Consider the following 16,809-nt stretch of genomic DNA (forward strand, 5'->3'; position numbering starts at 1 on the left):
ATACCCCCACCTCATGATACAGAGAAATCGAGGAAGCTAGGTGGGGATAACTGCCCGTAAAGATCCGATAAAAGGTACACAAACTAAGGTCGCCACGTTCTGTGGCAACGTTTGTGTGACCCACATCCTGTGGAACTCAAGCTTTCCATCAGTGGGGGATAAACAAAACCCCACTGATGGAAGGTTCACTTTATTTCGATCTGCTAACATCCATTCCTTTCTCCTAATACTATTTACCTAATAACTTCATATTAAAATAGTTCTTAAGAAGAATTTTCCAAATTTATGCATGAAAATATTAACACTTATTGTAATATTATGTTTTAATAGATTTGTATTCTACTATGAAAATCAGGGGGCAATATATGAAAATAAGAAAAAGAAATGCGTTTATTGCTGCTGTACTAGCTATTGTTTTAATAATCAGCAATATGACAATGATCAAAGCTTCTGCAGAAGTCAATACAATCGAAACAAAAGCTGAACTAACAAATGGACAAGTGATAAACGAACATTTTGCTGATGGAGAAAATATACATTGGTATAAGATAACACCATCCATTACCGATTTTGAGAATTTTACCCATTTGCAAATGACATTACGCTCACATCAAGAAATGGATGTATCCATCTATTCCAGTTTGGAAAATGCTGAATCTGGATCAACATTTGATCCATACTATCGATACAGTTATGAGGATGCACCTGCCGTTATCAACTTTCCATTGGCATGGAATAATACGTATTACATAAAAGTAGAATACTATCCAATTGAAGAAACGGTGGAAGAACCCACAACAAAAATTACTGGGGAAGAAGCTGGTGGAGAAGCGATTGACACATCCTATTCATTAGAATCAGCAGGTGTAGTATTAGCTCCTTCAACAGAAACAGCGGAAGAATGCCCTGTTGAACTAAGTACGGAAGATAAAAAAGATGGTCAATCCATTTTAAATGATCTGCGTACAATTCGTGACTCCATCTTGTCACAAACAGAAAATGGCAAGGAACTATCTTCCCTTTATTACAAAGCAGCGCCATTTTTAAGTGCAAAGATGGTTTGGAACAAGGAATTAAGAGACAATGTTTTAAAAGATTTAAGACAGTTGAAGCCAATTTTCAAAGAACTTACAACCAACGGTACAAGCAGTACGTATACTTTTACCAATGCAGATGTTGAAGCCATTAATGAATTATATGGCTATACCATAGATGCAGCACCAACATTTCTAAAAGAACAGATTAAAGAAAAAGAAGCGAAAGTTAATATAACGAACTTAGAAGACAAAACACTTTCATCTGTATTTACAAAGTTAGGTGCATCCACTTCTGCTGTTACCAATAAAAACGATGAAAACAAATATATCGTCAAACTAAAATCCTCTAGAACCTTATCAAGCTTTAAAAAGAACACAAAATTATTAAATATTCAAGGAATTGAGGATTTAGATCATACAGATAAAATCGCAGACAACTTGTTTATTGTCGATCTTAATAATGATGTCAATACGTTCTCAACTAAACAAAAAAGCAGTGTATTAACATCGATTCAACATGCATCCGATGTAGAATTTGTCGAACAAATACAAGAATACAAGGCATTAAATATTACAAAAGATGTTTCCAATCCTTATCAATGGTCTTTAAACAATTCAGGACAGTCAGAAGGAACAGTTGGAGCAGATATCCAATTTGCAAATCTGCATAAATTAATGCAGGCAAATAAGCCTGCCGAAACATTAATTGCCGTTGTAGATACAGGGGTAGACAACAGCCTTGCAGACTTAAAAGAGAATGTAAGAGCAGATCTTGGGAAAAACTATATTGCTAATTCAACAGATGCAAGTGATGACAACGGTCACGGAACACATGTCAGCGGGATTATTGCAGCAGGCGTCGATAATAATTACTCCATTGCAGGTATTGATTCCACAGCAAAAATTCTACCTGTAAAAGTATTAGATGCAACAGGTTCTGGAGATACAGAACAAATTGCAAAAGGCATCAAATATGCTGTCGACCAAGGTGCAAGAGTAATTAATTTAAGTCTTGGCGGTCCATACAGCAGAACATTGGAATATATGCTTCAGTATGCACGAAGCAAAAATGTTACGGTAATAGCAGCAAGCGGTAATGATGGTTCTGGCATCCTTTCTTATCCAGCTTCTTCTAAATATACGACTTCTGTTGGTGCTTCCAATGATTTGGATTTAGTATCGGATTATTCCAATTATGGAGAAGGTCTTGATTTAGTAGCTCCTGGCACAAATATTCCAAGTTTAGTACCGAATGGCAATGTAATGTATATGAGCGGGACATCCATGGCAGCACCTCATGTATCTGCAGTTGCCGGTTTATTATTATCCATTGATCCATCCTTAAAACCATCTGATGTTGAAAACCTATTGGCAGAAACAACAAAAGATATTGCATTTACAGAAACAGACAATACGGTTCCGCAAGATTATACTAATCAACTAAGTGAAGATATTCTTGAAGATCCTGCAATTCCAGAAATAAAATTAGAGCCTGGCTATGATCTTGTATCTGGTTGGGGAAGATTAGATGCATTTGGTGCAGTAAGCGCCTTGCAATTACATGCAAACATAAACACTGTCTATAATAGTTCAAAATTAATTAAGGGAAGTGCACTTAGCGGCACAGAGGTTTCTATTGTCATTGGAGATAAGGAATACAAAGGCATTGCAGATATAAAAGGAAACTATAAAATAGAAATTCCATTGCAAAAAACAGACAGCATTTTCTATGCATCCCTTAAAAATACAGTAAATGGAGCAGAAGCGAAAACAGCCATTCGTATTACCGTAAAAAAAGATACTACAGCTCCAACTGCACCAAAAGTATATGCTGTATCGGATAAAGATACCAAAGTAACAGGCAAAACAGAAGAATTTGCTTCTGTTACTGTAAAAGCAAATGGCAAGACGATTGGAAAGGAAACATCAACGATCGATGGCGACTTTTCTGTCTCTATTCCAAAACAAAAGGCTGGAGTTAAATTATCCGTAACAGCAACTGATAATGCAAAAAATACAAGTAAAACAACTACTATTTCGGTTTTAGACAAAACGGCTCCTTCTGCTCCTTCTGTTTCTGGATCGATCAGTGATCAAACTACAAAAATATCAGGAAAAACAGAAGCAGGTTCTACAGTATCCATTAATAATGGAAAAAAAGTGATCGCAAGCGGCACCAGCAACAGCAAAGGTGCTTATACACTAAAAGTAAAAAAACAAAAAGCTGGCACAAAACTAGAAATTACATCTACTGATAAATCTAGGAATACTAGTAAGGTAAAAGAAGTGACTGTTTTAGATAAAACAGCTCCTTCTGCTCCGAAAGTTAATTCCATAACAACAAAAACAACTGCAGTAAAAGGAAGCACAGAAGCGTATGCAGCGATCACAATAAAAGTAAAAGGAAAGACAATTGCATCAGGAAAAGCAGACAAAAAAGGCTCTTTTTCTATAAAGATCAAAAAACAAAAAGAAAAAACACTGCTCTCCATTTATGCGAAAGATAAAGCAGGAAATACTAGCAAAAAAACGGACAAAAAAGTAGCAAAAGCTAAATAGTGAGAGAAAAAAAGGATGGAAGTTTTCGCCATCCTTTTTTCATTTTGGGCCTAAAAATATATACTATGTTGATAGAAACTATTTATCCCACTCTTAACGGGCAGTAAGACCCCCACCTCGGGGATGCTGAGGAATCGAAGAAGCTAGGTGTTGAAACTCGCCCGTAAAGGTCCGATAAGTTCAACTAACCATCAGTGAGGGAGGAAGAAAACCCCCACTGATGGAAAGGTTCACTTTATCTATAATTACAAGATTGTTAATCATGATTTGGAGTGGAATTCATTATATGCTTAAAAAATCTTTATTCTCTATATTATTCATAATGTACCTATTACTCTTAATTTATTTATTATTCTTTTCTTCTTACAGGCAGGCTGTTCATGGGGATCTTTCGTATAATTTTATCCCTTTTAAAGAAATAATCGATGAATGGAATACAATTGATTCCTTCCATCTAAGTCTGTTGACTGATAATCTAATTGGAAATATCCTCGCTTTTATGCCAATGGGATTTTTTATCCCTCTATTGTTAAATAAGCAGCTATCATTTATTAATATGCTTATGCTTTCCTTTCTAATATCTTGTATCATAGAATTCCTGCAGTTGATTTTTTCAATTGGAGTATGTGATATAAATGATACGATTCTTAATAGCATAGGTGGAGGAACAGGCTACTGTTTTTACGTTTTTTATTCCTTTCTCTTTAGAAAAAATACAAGCAAATATAAGACCAAAAGCAGGATTTTTTAACAGTCCTGCTCTTTGTCTTCGAGGAAAAACTTGTATTTATTCGCTAAATATTGATTTCTGCATAATTAATCATACTGTAGAATTTCAAAAGATTTCCTCTCACATGGTTTGTATTTTCAATAGATTTTTTTGTCATAATTCATCAAAGTTATGACACATACTTTGATTTGGATGCGTAAAATTTAATAGAAAATCTAATTGACACCAGATGAATTTTGTCCTCTTATAAGGCTATGAGACCTTGATACAACAAAAACAGGGAAAATTTCTCCCTGTCACACAAAACCACCTTCAGTCGGACTCCTGCTATTTCGATAAAAATTAATTTTTCCTACTTGTAAAAAACTGCAGATTCACTTATCAAAAAACTGCAGATGATTTTTTTCCTCTTTATAATATTCTAATCGGTCTTCTAATGTACCTGTATGCAATTCAAATTTATGTCCATCTGGATCTGTAAAGTAAATGGATTTTTTATCTTTTTCATCTCTATCACGTCCTGGAAGGATCGAAACATTCATTTTTTTTAATTTCTCATTCATAAGATCAAAGTCTTTTTCCTCAATGGAGAAAGCAATATGAGTGTATGATTCGTTTATTTCATTTCGAGGAATATTCTTTTCCACATTTAGTGCCAGCCATATTCCGTTTAAATCAAAATAGGCTGTGTTCCTGCCTTTGACGATCAATTTTGCATCAAGCACATTTTGGTAAAAAGAAATAGAATTCTCTAAATCTGAAACGGAGAATAACAAATGATTTAATCCTTTTATTGTCACATTATTCCACCCTTTTCTTCATTTTTAGACCAATATTCAAAAACCCCCTTCTAACTAAGTATCTATCGAAATGCGGCATACTCTTTAAGTGTATACTTTCACATTTTTTATTTCAAAACATTTCATTTATTATAGAATATCCTGCAATCTAAAAAATACATATAAAAAAGTAACTTATATTATTACAGGAAAATGGCGATGACTTGTAGAACTTAATGATGAATGCCTTTTCAATTCATCCTGAAACCGAAAGGAGAAACAAAAATTGAGCGAATACAAAGCGAAAGTTACTACAGAAACAAGAGGGAAATTTGGTTTAACCATTCAAGTTCGATTAGTCTCCGACTTAAAAAAATCACAGGCATACTACCGTGATATCCTTGGATGTAAGGTGGATAATTGGGGACATGCAGAACGGGACGGGATGACTATTCTCCTGCAGCAGGCGAACTCCCCAGACGAAGTACAGCCAAATGCCTTATCGAAAAAGCGTCCAGATTATCCAACCAATTGGGAAGGTCCAGACTTTGGATGGGATACTTATATACATGTTAGTTGGCATGACTTGGACTCTCTCGTGGAAGAAGTGCGTGGAAATGGCGGTTATATTGCAGTCGAGCCATTTACTGGCACACACGGCAATTGGGAATTTAAAAACACATGTATAAAAGATCCTGATGGATATAATATCGTATTAGGTTCTATGCGTGAAATTTGATTAAAAACTTGTGCTGGTTAAATCGAAACATTTACTTCTATCTGTGCCGCTGCATAATACTTTAGATATCCACCATACTTTATGGTGGATATTTTCCATTGTAACATGAAAAGAATCTAGAGGATCTTCGTTATGCAAGAATCCCTTATCAATTAACAAAGATGCTTTTTCTCTAATTCAAATTGCTTTAAAATGATCGTTATTAATGGATTTAATGGATTTATGATCGTTTTTGCCGTTTTATTTTCAACTTGTTGGGATGCATCAACCATTGATAGTTGAGCAACGGAAATAACTTTCTGTTCATCCTTCAAAAGTTTATGTAAGCATTTGGAAACTTCATGATTGTATTCTTTTTTAAGCCCTTTCATTATCAACTGGAATGTATTAGGAATCACATTAACCTCTACATCTAAGGTTTTTTTGTGATTTTCAGCATACTGATGAAGACGTTTTATTGTCCCCTCAACAGTTGCAGGATTTGTAAATAAGATTTTCTGGGGCTGTTGTATATTACAAATCTGTTCAAAGTAAGGTTCGTCTATTTTTATAATGGGAACGGATAATGACAGCTGATCTTCTGGTAAGAGAGCAATATAGTTTGTACAAGTAATAAGAATAGCATCAACATTGCATTTAGCAATCCATTCTAGTTGCTCCTTCACTTTATTTTGAGCATCTTCCTCTTTGAAGTTTTCATCCGATGCAACGCGATACATTAACGCTGGATCAACAAAATGAACTAATTCAATATCATAGGAAGAAAGTGCATTTTCCAAATAATCTATATTCGAATAATGGGCATGTAAGCAGCCTAATTTTTTTCTCATTTTATCCACCTCTAACAACTCTTTAATTAATCTATCGTTAATTAATTTCTCCACTTTTATAGGAAGAAAAAATACCTTGCTTCCTACTTTAATAGAAGCAAGGCTTACCAACGTTTCATAACTCTTTGCTACGATAAAGTGAACCTTTCCATCAGTGGGGGTTTTCTTCATCCCCCACTGATGGGAAAGCTTGCGGTCCACAGGATGTGGGTCACACAAACGTTGCCACAGGACGACAGGACGTGGCGACCTTAGTTTGTGTACCTCTTTATCGGACCTTTACGGGCGAGTTTCAACACCTAGCTTCCTTGATTTCTCAGCATCCCCGAGGTGGGGGCTTATTGCCCGTTAAGTGTGGGATAAATCTTTACAAATCATTAAAAAGTTCCCATCCGGATCTTTAAGCACAAAATAAATGTATCCACAAAACATTCCTCCTATTTTTACATTTTTCGGAAGATTGGAATTCCACTGGAAATCCTATTTTTATGGATAAAAATCATAACTTAGTTCTTAACTTCTAAGTAATCCCTATTAAGGTTAGCAAAAATTGTCTTTAATTCAAGAAAGCTATTGATCATGATATTTGCTTGAGAAAGCTCCTCTTGCTGAGCAAAATCAAAATTGCAGCCGATGGAAAGCAGTCCATTGCTTTTTGCTGCGTTAATATCAGATATTCGGTCGCCAATCACCGCTCCCTTTTTAATCGAATACTTTGTTAATATGGCCTGAACTAAATCAGCTTTATTTTGAGAGGGAATTTGTTGAATGCTGAATGTTTCCGTAACCCAATGATCCAACTGATAATAGTTTACGATTTCCTGTAAATATTCTTTTTGTCCATTGCTTGCAATATAAATGGAAAAGTTGTTGTTTTTCAAATAACTAAACACTTCTATGACATGTGGATAAAGATCCCCCTTGCCTGCTCGAATATTTGCAATTAAACTTTCATGAAACCATTCATTTGCTTCTCGTCGAACCTTTTCACCATGATTTGGCAATAACGTTTCCCACACTACAGGTAAAGGTACACCCATAATTTCTTGGTATTTTTCAATAGGTGTTTCTTTTTCCCATTTGTTTAATTCTCTTAAATGGTCAAATGTTTCTTGCAAAGAAGCTTCTAGGATTTTATTTGTTTGAAATAAAGTACCATCCATATCAAAGATTAGTGATATTAGCATACTCTTTCCCCCTTGTAAGGTATGTTCTTAAAAAACAATCAAACAACCTTTTTATTTCTCGCTTATTTTTAACAATGACTATTTTATTTTCAAACTTTCCGTATTTTTCAAAAAAATTTTGTTTCCCTATCTTTTTATTCCAAATAAACATCTTCAAAAAAATAGGAATCGTAGGTTTATAGTTTGATTTTTCTAACCCTAATTTTTGTAAAACAAAGCGTTTGATTATACGATAAATTCTTACAGAATATTTTGTATCTAAGAAGACAATGAGTTCTGCTTGATAAAAACTATTAGAAACCCAGTCTTGATTATGAATCCCTTCTATTATCCATGTATCCGCATAAATAATTGTATTTAGATACTTTTCCATCTCTTCCTCTGTTCTTCTAATATCACCTGACGGATGCCTTTTCCAAACCACATTATCCAATTCGTAGTGGAATATGGAACATGGAAGAAAGTTTTTTCGTAATGTTGTTTTCCCGCTTCTAACTGAACCAATAATATGTATTTTATTGGGACTTTTTTTCATTTATACCACCACTGTATGTAAATTCCTATATTTTAAGAATTAGCTTCCTTTTATATCATTAGTCGATTTTTCAAAACATATATTTACCGTTCTTTCATTTGAACGAGTCCGATGCATCGTATTTGCTGGAACAGTAAATACTTCCCCTGGTTTTAAAGAGACGGTTGTTTCCCCTTCCAAGTCGATAAAGAGCTCCCCTTCCAGCACATAAAATAATTCATCACAGTCTTCATGCTTATGCCAGTGAAATTCACCATCTATTACAGCAATGCGTAATGCATGATTATTTATTTCACTAACGATAAAATTTGTATACTCCTTTTGCTCTTTTATTAAATCTAATAAATTAATAACTTCTAATTGTCCTTTTTTTGACATGCTTTAATCTCCTCGTATTACCATAAATTATTTAAACACTTCTTTGAGTTGAATGCTGTTATTCCGCTATTTTTGATAACTTCCCCCCTTGCCAATTTGAACTGGTGAGATTTGATCGAGACTATTATACAAGAATGACACCTCAAGAATTGCATATCGCCAGGATGGCAGCTTCTTTTTAAAATAATGTGCAGCTTTTTTTCCCGCATCAATCCCCATAATACTAGCTATAATGATCGTAGAAGCATTAATCAAAGCTAACAAAAGGAGCTGTCATAGAAATCAAACCAAACTTTGAAATTAATGGACTTAATCCCATCATCAGAATAGAAGCGATATTAATCATATATCCTGTTATCATACAGTTTGATTTTACCTTCTATTCTTAAGAATAGAATATACATATGTATCATGGGATACACCATTTTGATACATGTAATCTCTTAAAATACCTTCCTGTTGAAACCCCATCTTTGTCAGCAGATTATTGGACGCTGCGTTTTCTAAAAATACTACTGCACCGATACGGCTTATATCCATCGCTTCAAAACCAAAGGAAATCACTTTGGCTGCTGCTTCCAAGGCATACCCTTTTCTCCAATAGTCCGGATGCAGTTCATAGCCTATTTCCGCTCGTTGATGTTTTGGCACCCATGCATGAAACCCAATTGTTCCTATCAATCCTGTAATGCCTTTTCTTTCTATTCCCCAACGGATACCTCTTTTTTCCATATAGTTGTTTGAAAAAAATTCAACAAAGCTTTCTGCTTGTTCAATTGTTTCTATAGCATTTTGTCCGTAATATTTCATAACTTGTTTGTTTGAAAAACTAGCAAAAATACTTTCTGCATCCTCATTCGTTATTTCTCTTAATACAAGTCTATCAGTCTCTAAACTAGGAAACATGCTATCTCTCCTCTTCCCATCTTTAGAATCGCTGTCTATTATTTTCTAAAACGATCGAATCCCCCACATGGATTTTTCCCGTCTTTACAACAGATGCATAAAGACCAAAATGATTATTCCGTTCTTTTACGATTTTTTTTAACAGGGAAGGCTGTTTTTCCCCTGTATTTGGATCTACGGTAACAATCATGCATCTTTCACAAAAATCATTTACATGCAGCACGACTTCATTTCCTATTTTTATAGTTTGGCCGATAAGCATTTCTTCAGTAATAGGAGCGTTATCAGGTATCGCAAAGACAATATTTCCTCTAAATCTTCGTTCATCAATTGGTTCTCCCCATATTTCTTCCAATGACTGCAGGGAATTTTCTGTTATCAATAAAATGTGGTCGACCTCAATTGCAGGTACAGGCACATTATCAGGTGTATGCTGTTTTGTTTCCAGCTCTCTTTTAGTATGCTCTTCCAACTCATGCAGCAGCTGTAAATCCCCCCATTGAAATATTTCTCCTTTATCATTCATCACCTCAACAGGTGGATATTCCTGCAAATTATCCTCTCCGAGAAATCTGGCGCGGTATGTAACCATATTAGGGTATTGTGTAATGGTCAAATATTTATTTTTGCTTTTATCTATGAATCCATGGCTTCTATCTCCGTATAATCCATAATTCAATATTTGCGAAGAAGATACACTCTCTCCTGCAAATGATTTGACTGGATGTCTCACGAGCTTTTTAATTTCACCTATTTTCAATTCTTTACACCTCATTGTTCTATAGTAAGTAATCATACCAAGCTTATTTCCTGCTATTATTTTAACATTAAATGCCAATCCATCCACTATCTTGTGAAAAAATGAAAAAAAACTGCCGAAAATAATCGACAGCTTTTCTCTGATTGAGCTTATTTCCTTTGAGCATCTTTACCTTTAAAACAAAATCGCAAACTGTTAGCGATTTATACGACCTGCTTATGGTTTAGCCTCCGTCATATTGACAGATAATAAACGCTCTGTTCTTGTATCAAATGTTAAATCGACCAATACCCCTATTTCTTTGTTTTCATTTTTTACGATTAATTTAAATTTCTCAATGGAAGTATTGTTTTTTTGTTCTTTTCCTATATGCAGATAATCGATAATTTCACTATCAGGATATTTTTCTTTCGTTTTTGTCATGGCAATTTTCCCCCATTTTACATAGGAAGGGAAACCGCTGTTTGTTGCAGAAGCTGGTATGGAGCTTGATAAAAGGCAAAAACTTAAAAGAATAATGCTAATAAGAGAGACTTTTTGTATGTTCATCCCGCCCATCTCCTTTCGTTTACCTTTGTATTTTAAGCATTTACGCTAAAAATATGTATTTTCTTTATCAGGCACAGCCAATCTATATTTCCCCATGAAAAAAGGTAAAATTGAAAGCTATCTCTGATCATTTCACCTTTTTCATCTATTAATTCAGTTATAATTTGAAATTTTCGACTATTTTTTATTAATTCAGACAATTAACGACGGATATACGATTAAAATGTCTAAATCTGCGCTTTCCCGAGAAATATTTATTCCTTTTCCGCTATTTCCTCTTGTTACTATAGCATAGAATAAGCAGGCATTTCACGTGAATCTAATAAAAATTTCCTTCCATAGGCTCCTTTCTGTCTCTATGGAAGGCTGTTATTGATTTAATCAATTATCCTATCTTACTTGAAAAGAAAACGGAATATCATAGCTGTTTAAATCTTCCGTCAACAGATGCACGACAGCCTTCCATTTTCCAGGCTGATTCAACTGAAGATTTTCTGCTGTGTATTTTCCATCTTTTGTTTTTGTTAATGAAAATGAATGATTTTGATCTTCTTGCTTTAAGTTAATCGTAATCTGCTCTATTTTATTAACCGGTTTATGGTTATTATCAAATACAAGCACTTCAAATTCATTTTGTACATCTGTTTTCTTTGGAGTTATGGAAAGACTCATATTGACGTTATAAACTACTTCTGCTTCTCCATAAAATGCTTTATCAATCAGAAGAATAGGTGTTTGCAGCTGTGTAAAAAAACCTGTTAATACTAAAACCAGCACTCCAATACTCATTTCGATTTTTATCGATTTTTTAAAGTAGTCTACTCTGGATAATAATGTTCTGCTGATTAAATGATAGGATCCAAAACATATCATCAATAGGACAAGCGCTATTTTAATTAATAAAACAATCCCATAGCTTGTTGCAACCAATGAATGAAAATCAGGAATTAATAAAGATGCATTAATGGCTCCTGATAGTGCAGCTGCTGCAACAGAAAATAGAGCCCAATGAGAGAAATTTTGGACCGTCCTCCAATACATATCATGTTTTTCCCCTTGTTTTGCAAATACTCCATCAGGAAGGAGCAAGACAATCGCCATTATCCCTCCCAACCATATCGATGCTCCCAGCATATGCAAAAAGTCCATCATAATGGCTATTATGTTATATGGGGAACTGGATGGATGGCCAATAAATGCTTTACTTATCATAATGCCAGCAAATGCAAAAGCAGGAATAAGCCAAAAGCGCTTTTTCCTATATAAATCTTTATGATGTATAATATGCTGTGCTGACAGTAAAATAATCAAAAGGAGCAGCTGTATAATCCAAATTGCACCTTCTTTTGTATTTTTTAATGTTTCCAGCCAATAAATCGGCCTTAAGCTTTCGAAAAAAGAAATTCCTGCATTTGTTTCGGTTTGAATTATTAGAAAGGAAACGATGCTCAAAATCAGGCATACTAAAGCAAATAGGGTTATTTTTTGTGTTCTAGCTCGTAATTTATCAGCATATTGCTTATTTTGGAACCACATCGTATAAAAAAGCAAAATTCCCATGTATAAACAAAAACCTGTATATAAAAGAACTTTATTGAGAGCTACTACTATTGTAGTGCTTTTATCTATCGTATATTGTTTATTAGAAAGTGTAGTCCCTTTAGGAAGTTCACCGATGCAAAATGGAATGATGCCGGAAACCGAATGTCCATCTGCTGACAATACCCTCCACTCAATACTGTATACTCCATCTGGCAGATCATTTTGCAACGCTGCCGAAACAATCTTTCCTGTTTTTTTGTCCACTACTGCCTTTTTTTTATCTACTCGTTTCCCTGAAGAATCAAGAACGGTTATATTCGTAAATCCTGTTTGGATTTTTTCATTAAATTCAATTGTCACTGCAGTTGGCGCAGAATCTAAACTTTCACTCTCTGAAGGATTTGATTTAATTATGTATGCATGTGCGGATGCATTCCCTTGAAAAAGGAACATGCTAATCAAAATAAAAAGCATGGCAGCCAAAAATTTGTTTTTTTTAATTCCCACTTTATTCATCCTTTCACATTTATTTTATTATTCATCCCTTCTAATGTGAAGGAGAAAAAATTGTTCAAGTTAAACACCTTGCATTATTATATAGCAATGCTTTCAAACGGTAAAATATTCGAATTGCTTTTCAGCAAAAACATGACCAATACGAATACACATTAGTTAAATTATTTCGCTTTACTAAATAATAAATTAGATAAAATTTTATTATTCTATGTATATTGTTTTTCATTCCCGGCAAAAATGATACAAATTAGCAAGGAGGTAAGGCAATGGAAGTGAATATGACTGCAAATGAAGTGATGAATGCCATTCAGCAACTTAAATCACAAGGAGAAAATTTGACAAAAAAGAAAGTGAAGCAAAGCCATCCTGATTTAATGAGACATGCTTTACATTATTTTCCTGACTGGAACAGCGCCATTTCAAAAAGTGATTTAGCGTAATCTCGTATATTTATTTCAGTACATACTTCCAAGACTTACAAAAACAAAAAAGAATAAAGGACCCATAGAAAAAAGTTTTTCTCTATGGGTTTTATTTTTTTCATTTTTCTTTCCTAAAGGATGTTTATTATTTTATTGTATAGGCAACTATAAAATAATAGCCAATAAAGTAAGTCTACATAATAGATAAATCATTTAGGAACGAGGTCCAAATATGAAAGATTTTTTTATACTATTGCGAAATGGAAATAAATCTGCACTTTTGGCTACTATCATCAATACATTGATTGCTATTATTAAAGGCGCTGCTTATATGGTGACAGGTAATGTTGCTATGTTCGCCGAAACGATGCATTCTTTAGGAGACGCTGCTAATCAGTTTTTTGTTTTTATCGGTTCCGCGCTGAGTAAAAAACAACCGACTAAAAGATTTCCCGGAGGTTTTGGAAGACTGGTTAACTTAGTTCTTCTAGGAGCCGTTCTGATTGTTGGCATAATGTCTTACGAAACAATACGTGAAGGATTTCAACATCTTTTCCATCCTTCGGAAAGCAGTGGATTCTTATTAAATTTACTAGTTTTAACTGCTGCCGTTTGTCTAGAATTTTATGTACTAATTAAAGCCATGAAAGAAATCGTTCAAGGACAAGGATTGCAAATAAAGGGATGGAATATTTTTTCCAATAGCTTTCTTCATTTAAAAAGGGCAAAGCCTGCAACCAAGTTGGTTTTTTTAGAAGATATTGTGGCGACAGGCGGCGGTCTCCTCGCAATAGCTGCCGTAGTCATTGCCCACTACACGCCATTTTATCAAGCAGAAGGAATTGCTTCCATCATTATTGGTATTTTTATGTTTATTGTTGTCGGCAGAGTATTTTTAGACAACGCCGCTGGTGCAATAGGGGAAGCGGATGCAGAAATGGAAGGAAAAATCGGCATGATTGCTATGAGTGATCCTGATGTTCGAGATATCCAAGAGTTAACCGTTTATAAAGAAGGAGAAAATTTCCATGTGGAAATGAGCATTGAATTAGACAGTAAATTAACAGTAGAACAAGCGGATAAAATTCGCCACCGCATCGAAGATCAAATTTTAGAAGAAAATGGAGTTTCCGATGTTATTATCGAGTTTGATAAAGATGATGGCATTTTAAAATGGACCCAAATTTCGAATTTGGAAGATAATCAACTATCTTCTCAAACTGATCGAAAACGTTTGTAATCAAGGCATGAAGCTTTGAAAGAGCGGCTCAGAATGAAGTTCTCCAAACTTGAAAGATGCAAGTGAATTGATGAGACATGAGGATGTGGCAGTTTTAGTCTTTTTTCCTTTCATGCGCACTTAGTCGTTCATCCTCTCTCCCAAATGAGCATCCGAGTAAGACGAACAGCGAAGAAATAGAGTGTTTGTTGACAGCCCGAATCAAACGTTTGTTTGAGTATTGCTCTTAGAACATACAAGAACAAAAGCGCAAGCGCCTTGATCATCGCCGAACAAACTGGCCGATTAACTACGCAAAAGAGGAAAATCGACTAAATACGCAACGTCCTGTTGCAACGTCGATTGACCCGCATCCTGCGAGCCTGTTGCAACATCGGCACTTGTACATCCTGTACGTCGGAGCTCGACGCGGACCAAGCAAGCTGCTAAGTTATCCACCACTCTATTTCGTTTATAATTTCCTAAACAATAAATAAAGGGAAGTTCATTCACTTCCCTTTTGTTCCAACACTATTTGGCTGCATCTTCAAATGGAGCATAAAAAATCCCTTTTGGTGCTAATATATCTGTTTCTGATTCTTCCTCTCTCCCATTTACAGTATAGAAACCTGCTGGAAAATAATCATAATAGCCTGACTTTATATGGAGTTGTACAAAATATTCATCTAATTCCTTTAATAAATCCGAATAGCTTTTTTGATCTGCTATTTCTCCGTATATATCCAACTCAAAATTCTTTTTAATCGCTTCTTCTAATTCAGGATGCGAGTCTGCTGCTACAAATAAATCTACATCACAGCATTCCATACATAATAATACCTGTTCATCTTTTATTTGTTCATAAGCATCTTTAACCATTTTCCTTAATATGTTTTCCACTTCTACTTCATTGATTAACTTTTTAGTTGTTTGCATAATAGCCTCCCTGTATTCACTGAATCTACCTATCTACCATTTATTCCTATTATATTCTCAGGTAAGTTAACGATCAAAACTATTTTATTTACTATTTCGTTAAGATATAAATTAGGTTAAAAGAAAATAAGAAAAATAGCACTGTCGATTAATTGTTAACGAGTTCGCTTAACATTTGATATGATTTCAGCCGTTCAGAATGATGAAATATTTGAGAATTCACAATTATTTCATCTGCATTTGTTTCATCAATAAATTGTCTTAATTTTTTTTCGACTGTTTTTGGTGTTCCAATAATAGATGTTCTTAATTGTTGTTCGACAATAGCCTTTTCATTCCCATTCCATATTTCATCCATATTTGAAACAGGGGCTTTTAGTTTTGTCGGTTTTCCCCTTACTAAACTTAAAAATTGTTGTTGAGAGGATGTAGCCAACATTGTTGCCTTTTCTTCCGTTTCCGCAACAATTATATTGGCTCCCACCATTATATATGGCTTTTCTAAAACAACTGAAGGACGGAAATTATTTCTATATGCTTCTAATGCCGGCAATGTATAATCTGGAGAGAAATGGCTGGCAAAGGCAAATGGAAGCCCACATTCACCAGCTAATCTAGCACTAAAGCTGCTCGATCCCAACAACCAGATTGGTATATCCATTCCTTCACCAGGTATTGCTCTTACAGGAAGCATTGTGTGTTCATAAGGCTGTATATAATTTCTTAGTTCTTCAAGCTGCTCCGGAAAATCACTTCCATCCCTTTTGCTGCTTCTTCTAAGTGCATATGCTGTCATCTGATCACTTCCAGGAGCCCGTCCTAGTCCTAAATCAATTCGTCCTGGATACATGGATTCGAGTGTACCGAATTGTTCTGCAATTATTAATGGTGCATGGTTTGGCAGCATAATTCCTCCAGAACCTACTCGAATTGTATTTGTTCCTCCGGCAATATAGCCAATTAAAACAGCTGTTGCACTGCTGGCTATTCCAGGCATGTTATGATGTTCGGCAACCCAATATCGTTTATACCCCCATTTTTCAGCATGCTGTGCTAAATCTAAGCTATTTTTAAATGCTGCTGCTGCCGTATTGCCTTCCGTAATTGGTGACAAATCAAGGACAGAAAATTTTATCTCTTGTAAAGCTTTGTCCATTTCTAGTCCTCCTTCTATTTCTACCTCTT

16 protein-coding genes are annotated in these 16,809 nt (G+C 34.8%); 5 read left to right on the forward strand and 11 right to left on the reverse strand.

Annotation, left to right across the window (positions count from 1 at the left end):
- The first annotated feature begins 365 nt into the window (after positions 1-365).
- Together ACTYBU_RS14785 and ACTYBU_RS14790 are read left to right on the forward strand one after the other, a co-directional pair.
- Positions 366-3,596 carry a S8 family serine peptidase gene (locus ACTYBU_RS14785; protein WP_445490911.1) on the forward strand — a complete coding sequence of 1,077 codons (3,231 nt, stop codon included), beginning with the start codon at positions 366-368 and terminating at the stop codon, positions 3,594-3,596.
- Positions 3,597-3,918: 322 nt separating this feature from the next.
- Positions 3,919-4,347 carry a VanZ family protein gene (locus ACTYBU_RS14790; protein WP_445491178.1) on the forward strand — a complete coding sequence of 143 codons (429 nt, stop codon included), beginning with the start codon at positions 3,919-3,921 and terminating at the stop codon, positions 4,345-4,347.
- A 353-nt stretch (positions 4,348-4,700) separates the two neighbouring features.
- Here ACTYBU_RS14790 and fosM read toward each other — a convergent pair whose 3' ends face one another.
- Positions 4,701-5,126 carry a FosM family fosfomycin resistance protein gene (gene fosM / locus ACTYBU_RS14795; protein ID WP_445490913.1) on the reverse strand — a complete coding sequence of 142 codons (426 nt, stop codon included), beginning with the start codon at positions 5,124-5,126 and terminating at the stop codon, positions 4,701-4,703.
- Between the two features lie 265 nt (positions 5,127-5,391).
- Between fosM and ACTYBU_RS14800 the strand changes: the two genes are divergently transcribed.
- Positions 5,392-5,844 carry a VOC family protein gene (locus tag ACTYBU_RS14800; protein WP_445490914.1) on the forward strand — a complete coding sequence of 151 codons (453 nt, stop codon included), beginning with the start codon at positions 5,392-5,394 and terminating at the stop codon, positions 5,842-5,844.
- 152 nt (positions 5,845-5,996) lie between these two features.
- Here the strand turns inward: ACTYBU_RS14800 and ACTYBU_RS14805 are convergent, their stop codons facing one another.
- From ACTYBU_RS14805 to ACTYBU_RS14840, 8 genes are all read right to left on the reverse strand, one after another.
- Positions 5,997-6,674 (reverse strand): hypothetical protein, encoded by a 678-nt coding sequence (locus ACTYBU_RS14805; RefSeq protein ID WP_445491179.1) that lies wholly within the window; start codon positions 6,672-6,674, stop codon positions 5,997-5,999.
- Positions 6,675-7,180: 506 nt separating this feature from the next.
- The gene (locus tag ACTYBU_RS14810; RefSeq protein WP_445490915.1) at positions 7,181-7,861 is read right to left on the reverse strand and encodes an HAD hydrolase-like protein; all 681 of its coding nucleotides are present in this window, start codon (positions 7,859-7,861) and stop codon (positions 7,181-7,183) included.
- The gene (locus ACTYBU_RS14815; protein WP_445491181.1) at positions 7,839-8,285 is read right to left on the reverse strand and encodes a DNA topology modulation protein FlaR; all 447 of its coding nucleotides are present in this window, start codon (positions 8,283-8,285) and stop codon (positions 7,839-7,841) included. Before ACTYBU_RS14815 ends, ACTYBU_RS14810 begins: the two co-directional genes overlap by 23 nt.
- Positions 8,286-8,435: 150 nt before the next feature.
- A complete protein-coding gene (locus ACTYBU_RS14820) occupies positions 8,436-8,774 on the reverse strand; it encodes a cupin domain-containing protein (RefSeq protein WP_445490917.1) in 339 nt (112 codons plus the stop codon).
- A gap of 372 nt (positions 8,775-9,146) precedes the next feature.
- Entirely contained in the window at positions 9,147-9,680 is a 534-nt protein-coding gene (locus ACTYBU_RS14825) for a GNAT family N-acetyltransferase (RefSeq protein ID WP_445490919.1), read from the reverse strand.
- Between the two features lie 22 nt (positions 9,681-9,702).
- Complete coding sequence (locus ACTYBU_RS14830; RefSeq protein ID WP_445490921.1) at positions 9,703-10,440, reverse strand: MOSC domain-containing protein; 738 nt, start codon at positions 10,438-10,440, stop codon at positions 9,703-9,705.
- A 216-nt stretch (positions 10,441-10,656) separates the two neighbouring features.
- The gene (locus ACTYBU_RS14835) at positions 10,657-10,989 is read right to left on the reverse strand and encodes a DUF3889 domain-containing protein (protein ID WP_445490923.1); all 333 of its coding nucleotides are present in this window, start codon (positions 10,987-10,989) and stop codon (positions 10,657-10,659) included.
- Positions 10,990-11,379: 390 nt separating this feature from the next.
- Positions 11,380-13,047, reverse strand: a complete 1,668-nt coding sequence (locus ACTYBU_RS14840; protein ID WP_445490924.1) for a copper resistance CopC/CopD family protein — start codon at positions 13,045-13,047, stop codon at positions 11,380-11,382.
- Between the two features lie 266 nt (positions 13,048-13,313).
- On the opposite strand from ACTYBU_RS14840, the gene ACTYBU_RS14845 reads away from it, so the two are divergent.
- Both ACTYBU_RS14845 and ACTYBU_RS14850 read left to right on the forward strand, forming a co-directional pair.
- The gene (locus ACTYBU_RS14845; protein ID WP_445490926.1) at positions 13,314-13,487 is read left to right on the forward strand and encodes a hypothetical protein; all 174 of its coding nucleotides are present in this window, start codon (positions 13,314-13,316) and stop codon (positions 13,485-13,487) included.
- Positions 13,488-13,701: 214 nt separating this feature from the next.
- Complete coding sequence (locus tag ACTYBU_RS14850) at positions 13,702-14,709, forward strand: cation diffusion facilitator family transporter (RefSeq protein WP_445490927.1); 1,008 nt, start codon at positions 13,702-13,704, stop codon at positions 14,707-14,709.
- 510 nt (positions 14,710-15,219) lie between these two features.
- Here ACTYBU_RS14850 and ACTYBU_RS14855 read toward each other — a convergent pair.
- Together ACTYBU_RS14855 and ACTYBU_RS14860 are read right to left on the reverse strand one after the other, a co-directional pair.
- Positions 15,220-15,624, reverse strand: coding sequence for a hypothetical protein (locus ACTYBU_RS14855; RefSeq protein ID WP_445490929.1), 405 nt, complete (start codon positions 15,622-15,624; stop codon positions 15,220-15,222).
- A gap of 148 nt (positions 15,625-15,772) precedes the next feature.
- Complete coding sequence (locus ACTYBU_RS14860) at positions 15,773-16,780, reverse strand: LLM class flavin-dependent oxidoreductase (RefSeq protein WP_445490930.1); 1,008 nt, start codon at positions 16,778-16,780, stop codon at positions 15,773-15,775.
- Positions 16,781-16,809 lie beyond the last annotated feature (29 nt).

The sequence above is a fragment of the Niallia sp. 03133 genome (assembly GCF_052663225.1).

What these genes read in the sequence shown, in the direction of transcription:
- ACTYBU_RS14790 (WP_445491178.1), top strand. Translation starts at nt 3,919, where the DNA reads ATGTACCTATTACTCTTAATTTATTTATTATTCTTTTCTTCTTACAGG.
- ACTYBU_RS14860 (WP_445490930.1), bottom strand. Translation starts at nt 16,780, where the DNA reads ATGGACAAAGCTTTACAAGAGATAAAATTTTCTGTCCTTGATTTGTCA.
- ACTYBU_RS14835 (WP_445490923.1), bottom strand. Translation starts at nt 10,989, where the DNA reads ATGAACATACAAAAAGTCTCTCTTATTAGCATTATTCTTTTAAGTTTT.
- ACTYBU_RS14810 (WP_445490915.1), bottom strand. Translation starts at nt 7,861, where the DNA reads ATGCTAATATCACTAATCTTTGATATGGATGGTACTTTATTTCAAACA.
- ACTYBU_RS14840 (WP_445490924.1), bottom strand. Translation starts at nt 13,047, where the DNA reads ATGAATAAAGTGGGAATTAAAAAAAACAAATTTTTGGCTGCCATGCTT.
- ACTYBU_RS14820 (WP_445490917.1), bottom strand. Translation starts at nt 8,774, where the DNA reads ATGTCAAAAAAAGGACAATTAGAAGTTATTAATTTATTAGATTTAATA.
- ACTYBU_RS14855 (WP_445490929.1), bottom strand. Translation starts at nt 15,624, where the DNA reads ATGCAAACAACTAAAAAGTTAATCAATGAAGTAGAAGTGGAAAACATA.
- ACTYBU_RS14845 (WP_445490926.1), top strand. Translation starts at nt 13,314, where the DNA reads ATGGAAGTGAATATGACTGCAAATGAAGTGATGAATGCCATTCAGCAA.
- ACTYBU_RS14785 (WP_445490911.1), top strand. Translation starts at nt 366, where the DNA reads ATGAAAATAAGAAAAAGAAATGCGTTTATTGCTGCTGTACTAGCTATT.
- ACTYBU_RS14805 (WP_445491179.1), bottom strand. Translation starts at nt 6,674, where the DNA reads ATGAGAAAAAAATTAGGCTGCTTACATGCCCATTATTCGAATATAGAT.
- ACTYBU_RS14850 (WP_445490927.1), top strand. Translation starts at nt 13,702, where the DNA reads ATGAAAGATTTTTTTATACTATTGCGAAATGGAAATAAATCTGCACTT.
- ACTYBU_RS14825 (WP_445490919.1), bottom strand. Translation starts at nt 9,680, where the DNA reads ATGTTTCCTAGTTTAGAGACTGATAGACTTGTATTAAGAGAAATAACG.